Below are 13,958 nucleotides of genomic sequence, written 5' to 3'. Positions count from 1 at the left end.
CAGCAGGGCCCGCTTCCACCGTTATTCGGCTTCGCTGAGGCGCCAGGATGGAACCCTTGACTGTGGCGCGCCTCACAGTAAGATGACCAGTGGTCATCGAGGCAAGGAGGCCGGATGCCGACGGTCACATGGGCACGCGTCGACCCCGCTCGTCGCACCGCGATCATCGAGGCGGCCGAGGCCGAGTTCGGAGCGCACGGATTCTCCTCCGGCAGCCTCAACGTCATCGCGCGCCGGGCCGGCGTTGCCAAGGGCAGCTTGTTCCAGTACTTCGCCGACAAGCGCGACCTGTTCTCGTTCATCGCCGACATCGGCAGCCAGCGGGTGCGGGTCTACATGGAAGACCTGATTCACAACCTCGATCCGGACCGGCCGTTCTTCGAGTTCCTCACCGAATTGCTCGACGGCTGGGTCGCCTACTACGCCGAGCATCCGCGAGAACGTGCGCTGCACGCCGCGGCCACGCTCGAGGTTGACACCGACGCCCGCATCAGCGTGCGCAGTGTCATTCACCGCCACTACCTAGAGGTGTTGCGGCCCCTGGTGCACACCGCCCAGGTGCGCGGCGACTTGCGCGCGGACGCCGACACCGACGTGCTGCTGTCGCTGCTGCTGCTGATCTTCCCGCATTTGGCGCTGGCGCCGTATATGCGTGGCCTGGACCCCATCCTCGGGCTCGACGAGCCCAGCCCCGAACAGCCGGCCCTGGCCGTGCGAAGGATTGTCGCGGTCCTAGCCGCCGCCTTCGCCGCGCCGGATTCCTCCCCTACCCCAGCCCTGATGAGATCTGAGGAGGTCACATGAACAGGACACGAGTCGCCTCAATGGCCCAGGGCGGCCTCAACTGGAATAGCTTGCCGCTCAAGCTATTTGCCGGTGGCAACGCCAAGTTCTGGAATCCTGCCGACATCGACTTCTCCCGCGACCGGCAGGACTGGGAACGGCTGACCGCCGACGAGCGCCACTACGCGACCCGATTGTGCGCGGAGTTCATCGCGGGCGAGGAATCAGTCACCCAGGACATCCAGCCATTCATGGCTGCCATGCGGGCCGAGGGCCGGCTGGGCGACGAGATGTACCTGACGCAGTTCGCCTTTGAGGAGGCCAAGCACGTCCAGGTGTTCCGCATGTGGCTGGACGCCGTCGGCGTCACCGACGACCTGCACCCGTACATCGACGACGTCCCGAGCTACCGCGCGATCTTCTACGACGAATTGCCGGAGTGCTTGAGCGCGTTGACCGTTGACCCGTCTCCGGCTGCCCAGGTTCGCGCCTCGGTCACCTACAACCACATGGTCGAGGGGATGCTGGCGCTGACCGGCTACTACCTGTGGCACAAGATCTGCGTGGAACGCGGCATCCTGCCGGGCATGCAGGAGCTGATTCGCCGCATCGGCGACGACGAGCGACGCCACATGGCCTGGGGCACTTTTACCTGCCGGCGGCATGTCGCCGCCGACGACGCCAACTGGGGTGTCTTCGAAGCGCGGATGAACGAGCTAATGCCGCTGGGGCTGCGCCTCATCGAAGAGGGCTTTGCCCTCTATGACCCGATGCCGTTCGGCCTGTCGACGGACGACTCCATGCAGTACGCCTCGGACAAGGGCATGCGCCGGTTTGGCACCATCGCCAGCGCTCGGGGCCGGCCGCTCGAGGAGATCGACCTCGACTATTCACCGCTGCAGCTCGAAGACACCTTCGCCGAGGAGGACGAGCGGGTGCTCGCCGGCGCCTCGGCCTAACCGCGGCGGCCGCTGGGCGCGGCGACGCGCTTATCGCCGAGTGTGAGCCTTAATGCACCGAAACCGCCTCGATTGGTGCGTAGGCCACACGCTCGACGACGCGCGCCTGCGACCGCTGCGCGCTCGACGCCCGCTTACTCGACCTTGTTGGCGCCGGCCGCCGAGCCCTCTTCGGACTCCCCGACCCACACGGTCTTGGCGTTGACGAATGCGCGGATGCCCAGGCCGGCGAGTTCGCGGCCGTAGCCGGACCGTTTGATGCCGCCGAAGCCCAGCTCCGGGTAGGACACCGTCATGCCGTTGATGAAGACCTGGCCGGCCTCGATGTCGTCGATGAAGCGAAGCTGCTCGGCCTCGTCGTTGGTCCAGGCGTTGGAGCCCAATCCGAAGGTGGTGGCGTTGGCGATCTCGATCGCTTCGTCGATGTCCTTGGCCCGGTACATCGAGGCCACCGGGCCGAACACCTCTTCGGTGTAGAGCGCCATGTCCTTGGTGATGTCGGTGACCACGGTCGGCGGATAGAACCAACCCGGCCCGTCGATGGGTTTGCCGCCGAGCCGGATTGTGGCGCCCGCTGCGGCCGCGTCGTCGACCTGCTTGGCGATGTCGTCGCGGCCGGACTCGGTGGCCAGCGGGCCCACGTCGGTGTCCGGGTCGGTCGGGTCTCCGACCTTGAGCCCGGCCATCCGCTCGGTGAACTTGTCGACAAACGCGTCGTAGATGTCGGTGTGAACGATGAACCGCTTCGCGGCGATGCAGGACTGGCCGTTGTTTTGCACGCGCGCGGTGACGGCGGTCTTGGCGGCTTCGTCCAGGTTGGCCGACGGCATCACGATGAACGGGTCGCTGCCGCCGAGTTCGAGCACGGTGGGTTTGATCTCGTCGCCAGCGATCGCTGCGACCGACTGCCCGGCCGGCTCACTGCCGGTCAGGGTGGCGGCCGCGACCCGCGGGTCGCGCAGGATGCGCTCGACCGCGCTGGACGAGACCAGCAGCGTCTGGAAGCAGCCGTCTGGGAAGCCGCCGCGGGCGATGACGTCGGCCAGGTAAAGCGCGGACTGCGGCACGTTGGATGCGTGCTTGAGAATGCCGACGTTGCCGGCCATCAGCGCCGGGGCGGCGAACCGCACTGCCTGCCACAGCGGGAAGTTCCACGGCATGATGGCCAGCACCACACCCAGCGGCTGGTAGCGGGTATAGGCCTTTTTCGCCCCGACCTTGTCCGCCTCGGCCGGCTCGTCGGCCAGCAGCTGCTCGGCCTTCTCGGCGTAGTAGCGAAAACCCTTGGCGCACTTCAGCGCTTCGGCCTTCGCCGACTTCAGGGTCTTGCCCATCTCCAGGGTCATCATCGCCGCGACATCGTCGGCCTCTTTTTCCAGCAGGTCGGCGGTCGCATTCGCCCATTCAGCACGCTGGGCGAAAGTGGTGTTGCGGCGGTAATCCTTGAACCGCGCGTACGCCCGCGCGATCGCCGCGTCGATTTCCTCATCGGTTGCAGGGGTAAAAGTCTTGACTGTCTCGCCGGTGGCCGGGTTGATGGTCGCGATTGACACGCTGACATCCTTCCCTTTTGCTGTTTTTTCCCAAGGGGACTGAAACGTTCAACACCTAGCCTGCCACTATCGTTCCCAGGAGGGAGGTGGCAGATGAGCACTGCGGCTCAGCTGATTGTTAAATGCCTGGAGAACGAGGGGGTTACCGTCGTCTTCGGCATCCCCGGCGAGGAGAACATCCGGTTCATCCAGGCGTTGGCGGCATCCGACATCCGCTACATCCTGACCCGGCACGAGCAGGGCGCGGCCTTCATGGCCGAGATGTACGGCCGGGTGACCGGGCGTGCCGGGGTGGTATCCGCGACGCTGGGCCCCGGTGCCATCAACATGCAGCTCGGTGTCGCCGACGCCACCACCAATAGCACCCCGCTGGTCGCCATCTCGGCGCAGGTCGGACAGGACCGCGAATACAAGGAGTCCCACCAGTACGTCGACCTGGTCTCGATGTACGCGCCGATCACCCGATGGTCGGCCCCGGTGCCGACGGCGCGCGCCATACCGGAGATGGTCCGCAAGGCGTTCAAGGTCGCCGAGACGGAACGGCCGGCCGCCGTCTACCTGGCCGTCCCGGAACATATCGACGAGGACGACGCCGAGTACGAGCTGCGGCCGTTGCCGCGCAACGTCGTGCGCGCCGACGCACCGGCGGCCCGTCAGGTGGCCAGGGCCGTCGACATCCTGCGGACCGCCCAACAGCCGGTGTTGTTGGCCGGGCACGGGGCCGCGCGCAGCGACGCGACGGCAGCGTTGGTGCGTTTCGCCGAGAAACTGGGAATCCGAGTGGCCAACACCTTCCACGGCAAGGGTGTGATGCCCGATGACCACCCGAACAGCATCGGGACGCTGGGTTTCATGCGGCACGACTACGTCAACTTCGGGTTCGACAACGCCGACGTGGTGATCGCCGTCGGCTATGAGTTGCAGGAGTTCGACCCGGTCCGGATCAACCCGCAGGCCGACAAGAAGATCATCCACATTCACCGCTTCCCGGCCGAGGTGGACGCGCACTACTCAGTCGACGTCGGCATCATCGGAGATATCAGCGACTCGCTGAACCAACTGGCCGATGCGCTGTCCGGGTGCAGCTTCGACCGCGCCGAGGTGCCGGGATCGGGCCTGCTGGACGAGGAATTCGCGCGTGGGCAACAAGATTCACGTTATCCGCTGGCGCCGCAGCGGGTCGTCGCCGACACCCGGGCAGCGCTGGGCCGCTCCGACGTGGTGCTGGTCGACACGGGTGCGACCAAGATGTGGATGGCCCGGCTGTATCCGACCTTCGAACGCAACACCTGCCTCATCTCAAATGGACTGTCCACCATGGGTTTCGCGCTGCCCGGCGCGCTGGGCGTGAAGCTGGCGCAACCGGAGGTGAAGGTGCTGGCGGTGGTGGGTGATGGCGCCTTTCTGATGAACTCGCAGGAGATCGAGACGGCCGTGCGCGAGAAGATCCCGTTGGTGGTGCTGGTCTGGGAGGACGGCGGATACGGCCTCATCGAGTGGAAGATGGATCTCGAGCTCGGCGAGCATCACTATGTGCGGTTCGACAACCCCGACATCGTCACGTACGCGGAAAGCTTTGGCGCCAAGGGCTATCGGATCAACAGCGCCGACGAGCTGCTGCCCACGCTGCGGGCGGCACTCGACGACGACGGGGTGTCGCTGATCTGCTGCCCGGTGGACTACTCCGAGAACCTGCGGCTCACGGACCGCCTCGGTGAGCTCGATGAAACCCTGTAGCGCTCAGCGGCTTAGGCCCTGGCCGCCAGCACCTTCCGGTCCTCCTCGGCGAAGGTGTCCTCGAGCTGCAGCGGCGAGTCAAGGTCGATCTCGCCGATCCGGATGACCGCGGGCGCTGGAGATGGTGCCGAACCGCCGCATCCCCTTCTCGGCGGCGTACTGTCGAGACTCGACCAGCTGCAAGCCGAACGGGATGTCGTCGCCGTACATCGCGTAGCTTTCCTCGGTGGCCCGCAGCACCGGCGGGATGAGCTTGTTCATCCGCGTTTCGAACGCCTCCCAGTTGGCGTGTGGCCGTTGCAGATCCGGTGCCAAGAGTGGTACCCGGTCAGCGCCATCATGCCCTCGACCACGTGGTTATAGGTTGCCGATGCGCGCACCTGGGCAGTCGGTGACGGGTCAAATACCTCCTCGAAGGCGAACTGCGTCAGGTATATCTCGTCGCCGAGCCGGCCCTCGGTGCCCATGGACGCCATGAACGGTTCGATGTCGTGGGTGACCGCTTCCTGGCCGGCGACGAACTGCGCGCACAGGCGGATGGCGAAGTCACTTCGTCGTCGGTCAGCTGCTCCCAACCCTGCCGTCGAACGGGAGCCTCGCCAACGGCAGAACGCGCGCAACTTGGTACGCAACGTGTTTGCCTGCTGATCGAAGACTTTGCTGCAAGGCTCGATCTACCAGCTGCGAGCCACGGCCTTTCAAACCCCAGGAATAGTAAGAGTTTTCGGTCTTTCGCCGGGGACGGTGCAGCGCACCTCCTCGCGCCCCACGCAAGCTTGGGCTATCTTCGCGTATACGCCTCGTGAAAGCAGCCGCGTGACAACAGATTTTCATCGCCAGCTTCCACCGATTCCTCCTTCGGTGTGTGCGCATGAGTGAAAGGAGAAGCTGTGGGCGCATTGCCGACTGTCGACCTGACTGGGAATCTGGCCGGTGATCTGCATGGGGTGTTGCGCGAGGCCGCGCGACGGGGCCCGTTGGCCAGAGATGAGATGACCGGCGCCGTTGTCGCGCTGCGCCAGCGCGATGTTGAACTGCTGGTGCGTGACAAGCGGCTCAATGGCATCGGCTTGACGCTGTTCGACATGATGGGCATCACCAGCGGGCCATTACGAGATTGGTACGGCCGGTTGATGTTTACCACCGAGGGCGATTACCACCAGCGGATGCGAACACTCGTCGCGCGTGCCTTTACGCCGCGGGCGGTTGCCGCACTGCAGGACGCCGCGGCCGAGCTGGCCGCCGCAGCGATCGGGTCGGCCAGGCGGAGCGGAGATCTGGTTCCCGCCGGTGCGGCCGTGGCGGCCGGACTGACCTGCCGCCTGCTCGGGGTGCCAGCTACCGATGTCCCCTTGTTCGCGCAGTGGGCGGACGCCCTGAGCCCGGTATTCTTCGTGATGACCCCGGACCAGATCGGCAATGCGACGCGCGCGGTCACAGAGTTGCAGAGCTATGTTCACGACCTCACCCGGCGGCGAAGCGGCGACCCCGGATCCGATCTGATTACCGGCCTGCTCGCTGCCGAGGTCGAAGGAGAACGGCTCACCCATGACGAAACGGTCGTGATGATCTCTAATCTCCTTGTAGCAGCGCATGATACAACGGGTAGCCAAATTCCCTGCAGTATCCTGGTCGCCCTGCGGCACCGCGACCAGCTGGACGGCGTGGCGCAAGATCCGACCCGTCTGTCCGCAGTTGCTGCCGAAACAATGCGGATGGAACCCAGTGTCCCGCTGATTCCGCGCACTGCCGTTGCGTCGATCGAGCTTTACGACACTGTGATCCCCGCCGAGGCGATGGTGTTTCCCTGCATTGCCGCGGCTTGTCGCGACGGGTCGGTATGGGAGGATCCCGATCGGTTCTGCCCCGATCGTTTCAGCCGGCCGGGGACCCCCAGACCGCTGAATTTCGGCGCCGGAACGCACTATTGCCTCGGTACCGCGCTTGCGAAGCTCGCGGTGGAAGAGTGCATACGGGCGGTGTTGGCAGAAGTGCCGCCGTTGTACCTGACCGAGGATCCGAGTGCGATACCGTGGCGACAGGTTCTCGGTCGTAGTCCAGCGCGACTCGTGGTTGGTTCCGAACGGCCGACTGTACGCTGAGGAGCTCAGACATGGACAACACCGGCTATCTCGGCCTGTTCGGGGAACCGGGAGCTGCGCTTGCGGAAACGGCGTGGGTTGCCCACGCGAACAACAACCTGACGCCCAACCTCGCGGCATTGAATGCGCGGTTCCTCGACGGGTCGCGTACCGAGCGCTGGTTGCGCATGTCATACGAACCTGGTGCTGGCGCATATAATTTCGCGCAACTCAGCGGCGGGTCCATGGCCGAGATGCTGGATCAGACGGCAACCCACTGCGGCTCGCTGGCGACGGCCTGCCCCTGTCCGACGCTGAGTATGACGGTGACGATCCTGCGCGCGGGCACGGCGAAAAGCTATGTGGCAACGGGGCGGGTCTTGAAGTTGACGAAGACCAACGCCGTGCTGGGCGCGGACCTCGATGACGATTCCGGTCGCCGAATCGCCACGGTGACCGTGGTATCGCAGCTCATCACCGACCTCAGCCGGCTGACCTAACGCAGTGACATCGGCGGAACGTACTGGCCCACCGGCGTGCGGTGCCACCACGCGCGATCGCGTCGCAACTCCGCCACAGTGGTGAACCGGTACTGGTACAACCGCGCACGCACGTATTGCGGCGGGGAGTCGGGGAAGGGGTTGTGCCGCAACAGTCGCAGCGTGGGGCGGTCGTTGCGCAGCAGCCGCTGCAAAAACGGCGCCAGCCACGGTTGGGCGTAACCCGGCGCGATCGCGGCGAACCACATCAGCCAGTCCAGCCGCAGGTGATACGGCGCCCACTGGCGGGGCAGCCGGTCCACCGCGCCGGGCTTGCCCTTGAACTCGTATTCCTTCCACACGGTCTGCGCGGTGATGCTCGGTTCGTCGGTGCCCTCGATCACCACCTCATAGCGGGACCGACCGATAGTACCGAACGCGCCGTAGGTATTGACAAGATGAAAAGCGTTGAACGACATGTTCATTCGCTGCCGCCGCGACAGCATGTTGCGCACCGGCCAATAGGTCAAAAACAGCATGCCGCCGGCAACGGTGGAGACCAGGACGACGAACCACAACGGTGGCGCCGGCCCCGGTGCGTGTCCGGTTATCGGCAACAGCCGCCTTACCGCGGCATCATCGATGGCGCTGAACGCCAGCACGATCGTCACCCAGTTGAGCCAGGCGAAATTGCCGGACAACACCAGCCACAACTGTGTGACGACGACGATGGCGGCGGCCAGACTGGCTATTGGTTGCGGCGCGAACAGACCGAACGGCACCACGAGTTGGGCAAAGTGGTTGCCAGCCACTTCAATTCGGTGAAGCGGTTTGGGCAGGTGGTGGAAGAACCAACTCAGCGGGCCCGGCATCGGCTGGGTCTCGTGGTGGTAGTACAGGCAGGTCAGATCGCGCCAGCAGGGGTCGCCGCGCATCTTGATCAACCCGGCCCCGAACTCGACCCGGAACAGCAGGAGCCGCCCCAGCCACAGCGTCAGCATCGGCGGCGCGACCCGCTCGTTGCCGAGGAAGATCATCAGAAATCCGGTTTCCAGCAACAAAGATTCCCACCCGAACGAATACCAGACTTGTCCGACGTTGACGATCGACAGGTACAGCAGCCACACCGTCGCCCACAGCGCCATCGCCGCCCACAGCGGGGGCAGATCGGCCGCTCCGAGCACAATCGCCGCCGACAACAGCGCACCGAACCAGCACACAGCCGTGCAGAGCCGGTCCGAATAGTGCAGCTGAAAAATGCTGGGTGTCCGCCAAAACGACTGGCCCGCCAGGTACCTGGGCACGGGCAGCATTCCGTCGGCGCCGATCAACGCCCGGAATTGTCGGGCCGCCGCGACGAATGCGATTAGGTAGATGGCCGCGACCCCGCGTTCCAGCACGAATCTGCTCACCCAGTAGTCGGGTGCAGAAAACCATCCCATCGCAAGCACTCCTCGGACGCCCCGAAATGTCAATCGCCGGGTGGCGCGCCTCGCTGCCTGGGCAGCACGACCACCGACGCGGCGACGGCGGCGATCGAAACCAGCGCGAGTAGCTGCACACTCGCAGCATGCCCGGCATAACCGTCGACCGCGCGCCACGGGTGTCGCGACAGTGCCGCCCCGGCCAAGATCAGGCCGCCGGCAGCCGCCGCGACGGTGGCCCGATCGCGCCACCGTTGCCGGTGCCGCAGTGCGTAACGCAGTCCCAGCGCGCCGCCGACCACGACGACGCCGCCTGCCCCGGCGATCAGCGCCCCGGCCGCCGTCACCGCCACCGCGGCCCAGGGGCCCGGGGACCATGGCGTCGCGGGCGCGTCGTCCGCGCATCCCCGCCGGGTGCGCCACCCCGCCAGCAGAGCCAACAGCGGCAGTAGCGCCAGACCGAAGGCCAACCCAACCCGGTACAGCCCGTTGGAGGGGAAGGTCAACGTGATCGTGCCGGGATCTCCGGGGGGCACCACCCAGCCTTGCTGCCAGCCGTTGACGGCCACCGGCGTCAGTCGGTTCCCGTTCCCAGTGCGGGCCACCCAGCCCGGGTTGATACTTTCGGGGATCACCAGGACCCGGGAGACGGCCGAGGCCGGGGCGCGTACCTCGCGGTGATCGGGGCCCCACCCACCGGTTACCGCCGGTGTCGTCGAAACCCCTGCTGCGTTGGGTAAATCGGCGATGCCGGTGGTCAGCAGTTGGGCCCCGTCGACGACGAACTGAGCGCCGGGGCTGATCAAAAATTCCTGTTGGCCGGTCGGTAGGGCAATTGGGTTGCGATCGCACGGCTCGACGGGGACCGGCGCACCGTCGAGCAACATGGCCGCCGTCGTGCGGATCGAGGTGTGCACGAACCGGCCGGCGACCGCGATGACCGGGCCGTGATCGCAGTCGACGAAGATTTCACGCGACCGGTTGCGGGCCGCGTCGGCGGGGGCGACGGGATTGCCGTCACTGCCGAGCACCGCGATCTCGGCCAGGCCGGGCGGCTTGAGCTGGTCGAAGCCCAACGCGTTGCGGTCGATGATGTCCTGCCAGTCCAGCAGGCTGACGGTGACGGTGTCGGTCACCCGCGGGCGCAACGGCAAGGTCTGCGCCCCCTCGTCATCGCCATGCCGCAGTTCGCGCACCTGCGGGCCGTCGCCAAGGTCGACAGCCACCATCGTTGGCCGAGCGGGCAATGTCGACCGGCCCGGCAGCAGCCGCAGCCCGGTGACCTCGGTGGGGCGCGGCAGCGTCAGCCTCAGGGTGGGGGCCGTCTTGTGCTGCACCACCCGCTGTGGCGCGGTCCAGGCCGTCGCCGGGTCGCCGTCGGTGACGGCGAACGCCGAACCGAGGATGTCGACCGTATCGGAATCGCCCTGGGCGCGAACGGTATTCGGCTCGGCGATCAGGTCGGCCAGCCTGGGGCCCTGCCGCGGCCGGACCCATACCCGTGGTGTCACCGACACCGGTGTGGGCACGGTCAGGGTGCGGCTGAAGTTGACCGGCTCCTCCGGGGCCAACGACATCGACGGCGCGCAGCGCACGCTGCCGGCGGCCGCCGCGCAGCCGGGCCGGCCGAGCAATTCCGAGCCGAGGTCCCAGCCCGCCACCGCCGAGCCCGGCGGCGGCCCGGGCACCCGCACGGTGTGGCGCAGGTCGACCGGGTGCGCGAAGCCCGAGGCGTCGTACTGGGTGATCGACAGGTCGGTGATGCCGAACTGCACGCCGCTGGATCCGTCGTCGGTGCCCGCGGCGGTGATCCGCACCCAGGGCGTCTCGCCATAGGGCAGTGCGGTGGTCAGCGGCGTACCGGCCTGGTCGAACCGCAGCGTGGTGCTGCCCGTGGCGGTGTCGATCACGATGCGGCGGACCTGGGAGCCGACGGCGGTTGCGCTGGGGGTCAGGGTGATGGCGGCGTTGGTCACCGGGTGGTCGAAGGTGACCTGCAGCCACTGCCCGACGGCGGCCTGCAGCGCGTTGGTCACCCACGCGGTGGCCGGATCACCGTCGACCGCAGCGGCGGGAGCGGTCGCCGGTGCGACGTCGGGCATAGCGGTGGAGTCCGAGGACGAACTCGACACGGTGATCCGCCCGCCGTTCCACCCGCCGACGACCGGCGCGGCGCCGGGGACCGGGTAGTCCGGTACCCGATTAAAGGTATGCCGGCTGTCGCCGTCGGCTCGCACGGCCGACGAATGCTCGTCGACCCGGCCGTAGTCGGTCTCGCGCGCCACCGGGGTATCGGTCACGGTCACGGCGGCACCGGCGGGCATCGGAAGACCGGCCGCCCGGGCGTCGGCGGTCATCAGCACCGGCCCCAGTGGCGGCTGGCCGAGCAGCCGGCGCCGCTCGTCGAGGCGTAGCAGCACTTCGGGCCCACCGTCGACGCGGGCCAGCCGATCGGTGTCGGCGAAGTAGGGCGCACCGGGCGCGCCCGGTATCACCACCCGGTAGATCTCCACCGCGGGGTAGCGCGGACGCAGTCCGCTGTCGGTGACGAAGCCGGCCAACGCTCCCGGCCCCACGGGGTCGCCGAACTGCGCCACCTTCTGCAGTCGTGGGGACCCGTCGATGGCGCGGTGCACCAGGATCGGGCGGGCCGACCGTGACGAGTTCGGGTCCAAGTCGTTGCGTACTACGACATATGAAATTCCTTGTCGGGCAAGGGTATCCGCGAGACCCGCGGAGGGTAGTCCGGCGGCGAAGAGTCGCTGCACCGAGTCCAGCGCCCGGATGGTCTGCGGCGGTGTCAACGGAATGGAGTCGCGTACGCCCCACGGGCTGCTGCCAAGCACCTGCAGTGGTTCGTCGTGGGTGGTGCCCCAGATCTGGGTGGCGAACGGGGCCCCGGGGGCCACCAGCACGCGGCCGGGGGCAGACCCGCCGGCCTGAGCAGCGTTGTGCGTGGTGAGCCAGTCAGCGGCCTCCTGCCAATACCGCGGGATGGCGCTGAACGTACCCGGTGGCGTGAGCCGGGCGGTCCAGGCCAGTGAGGTGCCGACGGTCAGCCCGGTCAGCACCACCACCGTCACGGCGACGCGTTTGTCGCGCTCGGGATGGGCGAAGGCGTGCAGCCACTGGGACCGGGGCACGCTGCCCGGAAGCGGCACCCGGCCCAGCAGCTCGGCGACACCGAGCACGATCGGGATGCGGATGACCGATTCCAGCTTGTGCACGTTGCGCAGCGGGGCGCCCGCGGCGTCCAAGAACAGCTGCACCTGGTGGGCTAGCGGCGAGCCCAGCCCGCCCGAGTAGCCGACGGCCATCAAGACCACCCCGACGAGCAGCATCGTCACCAGCCGCCCGCGCGCCGGCATGCGCGGGCTGGCCAGCCCGGCCAGGCCCGCGGCGGCGACCAGGCAGGTCGCCAGGATGGCCGCGGATCCGGTTACCAGCGGGGCCCCCGCGGTCGCGTTGGGCGCCACGAACGGGGTCCAGCTGTCGGTCCCCCGCAGCATCTCGACCAGCGAGGACCACTGCGTCGTCACCCCGGAGGATTCGATGAAATCCAGAAACGGAGGGCTGACGTTGCGCAGGAGCACCAGGGCAACCACCCACCACAGCGTGGCCAATACCAGGCTCAGCGCCCACCACCCGGTGTAGCGCCACCACACCCGGTTTGGCCGGTGACACGCCCACCACAGCACGGCCGGCAGGCATCCGGCCAGGGTGGCGATCGCGTTGACCGCACCCATCAGTGCGACGGCCAGCCCGGCCTGAGCGGCCAGTGTGCGCACCGAGCGATTGCTGGTTGCGCGCCCCCCTGATTGGAGCGCCAGGATCGTGGGCAGCAACACCCAGGGCGCCAGCATGATCGGCAAGGTCTCCGAGGAGATCGACCCGAGTGTGGTCAACACCCGCGGGGACAGCGCGAACGCGGTCGCGCCGATAACCCGCGACGTCGGGCTGCCGATGCCCAGCGTCTCGGCGACCCGCAGCACACCCCAAAAGCCGACCGTGAGCAACAACGCCCACCACAGGCGCTGCGTCATCCAGCCCGGCACGCCGAGCAGATGACCGATCAAGAAGAAGGTGCCGTGCGGAAACAGGTAGCCATAGGCCTGGTTCTGGGTTTGCCCGAACGGGAGTTCGCTGTTCCACAGGTTCGTCGCACGCAGCAGGAAGCGCAGCGGGTTCGCGGTGAGGTCCAGTTTGGTGTCGGGCGAGATCTGCCCCGGCGATTGGGCGAACGTCAACGCCAGGGAGATCGCGCCGACCAAGAACAGCCAGCGGCGGGACAGGGGGGTGCCCGACGAGCCCGCGGGGGATTCCGCGGCCGCTTCCGGTAGTGGCGACCCGCTGCGCCGGGCTAGGTCGCTCTTGCGATCACCACGGCCGCGCTGGCGATCGCCGCTAGCTACGGTTGCCGTATTCGACCCGGTTGAGCACTGACGACTGCGGATCGCCCCCGGGTAGTGGCGGCTTCGTGTCCTGTTGCACCATCAGAGTGACCCCGAAGATCGCGGCCGCGCCCAGCAGCAAACCAACCACCACGCTCGCGGCGGCGGGCGCAATGATCCGGTTCATCGGTTACTCCTTGGGTTTGGTGAGTGTCACGCAGGACTACCCAAAGTCAACCTAGCAGAACGGCCGACGCGCCCCGGCTGACAAGTGCGGCCGAGTGATGCCGCGTCACGGCCAGGGGATGCAATGTCCGTGCCAACACCGCTCGCCGTAGTTGACCAGATACGGACCGGTCGGGCTTCGCGTCGCCGGCGCGGCCGGCGGGTGCGTCATGCCGTGGTCCTGGACGGCCAGCGTCACCCCGACGGTCGCGGCGGCTCCGATCATCAAGCCCGCCACCACTCCGGTGGCAGCGGCCAGCGCAAACCCCGTCATTGCTGGCTCCTCCCTTGCCAGTCATTGGGTCCACGGCCAACCTAACCGCCGC

Annotated in this window: 10 protein-coding genes and 1 pseudogene; 5 read left to right on the top strand and 6 right to left on the bottom strand. The window is 67.3% G+C overall.

Features of this window, described 5'->3' with window-relative positions; genetic code table 11:
• The first annotated feature begins 114 nt into the window (after positions 1-114).
• Complete coding sequence (locus tag G6N33_RS10115) at positions 115-804, top strand: TetR/AcrR family transcriptional regulator (protein WP_044509451.1); 690 nt, start codon at positions 115-117, stop codon at positions 802-804.
• Positions 801-1,742 carry a R2-like ligand-binding oxidase gene (locus tag G6N33_RS10110; protein ID WP_044509452.1) on the top strand — a complete coding sequence of 314 codons (942 nt, stop codon included), beginning with the start codon at positions 801-803 and terminating at the stop codon, positions 1,740-1,742. The genes G6N33_RS10115 and G6N33_RS10110 overlap by 4 nt, the downstream gene beginning before the upstream one ends.
• A 134-nt stretch (positions 1,743-1,876) precedes the next feature.
• Here the strand turns inward: G6N33_RS10110 and G6N33_RS10105 are convergent, their stop codons facing one another.
• Positions 1,877-3,295 carry an NADP-dependent succinic semialdehyde dehydrogenase gene (locus G6N33_RS10105; RefSeq protein ID WP_044509454.1) on the bottom strand — a complete coding sequence of 473 codons (1,419 nt, stop codon included), beginning with the start codon at positions 3,293-3,295 and terminating at the stop codon, positions 1,877-1,879.
• Between the two features lie 93 nt (positions 3,296-3,388).
• Between G6N33_RS10105 and G6N33_RS10100 the strand changes: the two genes are divergently transcribed.
• Positions 3,389-5,032 carry an acetolactate synthase large subunit gene (locus G6N33_RS10100; protein WP_044509455.1) on the top strand — a complete coding sequence of 548 codons (1,644 nt, stop codon included), beginning with the start codon at positions 3,389-3,391 and terminating at the stop codon, positions 5,030-5,032.
• Between the two features lie 11 nt (positions 5,033-5,043).
• On the opposite strand, the pseudogene G6N33_RS10095 reads toward G6N33_RS10100, so the two are convergent.
• A pseudogene (locus G6N33_RS10095) lies at positions 5,044-5,615 on the bottom strand (R2-like ligand-binding oxidase); the annotation flags it as partial.
• 307 nt (positions 5,616-5,922) lie between these two features.
• On the opposite strand from G6N33_RS10095, the gene G6N33_RS10090 reads away from it, so the two are divergent.
• A complete protein-coding gene (locus tag G6N33_RS10090; RefSeq protein ID WP_044509456.1) occupies positions 5,923-7,134 on the top strand; it encodes a cytochrome P450 in 1,212 nt (403 codons plus the stop codon).
• An 11-nt stretch (positions 7,135-7,145) separates the two neighbouring features.
• The gene (locus G6N33_RS10085; RefSeq protein WP_044509457.1) at positions 7,146-7,613 is read left to right on the top strand and encodes a PaaI family thioesterase; all 468 of its coding nucleotides are present in this window, start codon (positions 7,146-7,148) and stop codon (positions 7,611-7,613) included.
• Here G6N33_RS10085 and G6N33_RS10080 read toward each other — a convergent pair.
• The 4 genes from G6N33_RS10080 to G6N33_RS10065 form a co-directional block, all read right to left on the bottom strand.
• Positions 7,610-9,034, bottom strand: a complete 1,425-nt coding sequence (locus G6N33_RS10080; RefSeq protein WP_044509458.1) for a lipase maturation factor family protein — start codon at positions 9,032-9,034, stop codon at positions 7,610-7,612. The two genes, G6N33_RS10085 and G6N33_RS10080, sit on opposite strands and share 4 nt — an antisense overlap.
• Positions 9,035-9,063: 29 nt before the next feature.
• Positions 9,064-13,308, bottom strand: a complete 4,245-nt coding sequence (locus G6N33_RS10075; RefSeq protein ID WP_101528454.1) for an alpha-(1->3)-arabinofuranosyltransferase — start codon at positions 13,306-13,308, stop codon at positions 9,064-9,066.
• 112 nt (positions 13,309-13,420) lie between these two features.
• Positions 13,421-13,594: a DUF2613 domain-containing protein gene (locus tag G6N33_RS10070; RefSeq protein ID WP_066947240.1), complete on the bottom strand. Its 174-nt coding sequence runs from the start codon at positions 13,592-13,594 to the stop codon at positions 13,421-13,423.
• A gap of 105 nt (positions 13,595-13,699) precedes the next feature.
• On the bottom strand, positions 13,700-13,906 hold the full coding sequence (locus G6N33_RS10065) for a DUF2613 family protein (protein WP_044509460.1): 207 nt from the start codon (positions 13,904-13,906) through the stop codon (positions 13,700-13,702).
• Positions 13,907-13,958 lie beyond the last annotated feature (52 nt).

Source organism: Mycobacterium simiae, from assembly GCF_010727605.1.
Classification (GTDB): Bacteria; Actinomycetota; Actinomycetes; order Mycobacteriales; family Mycobacteriaceae; genus Mycobacterium; species Mycobacterium simiae.
Note: the sequence above shows the minus strand (reverse complement) of the source record. Positions and strands in the feature narration are given on the sequence as shown.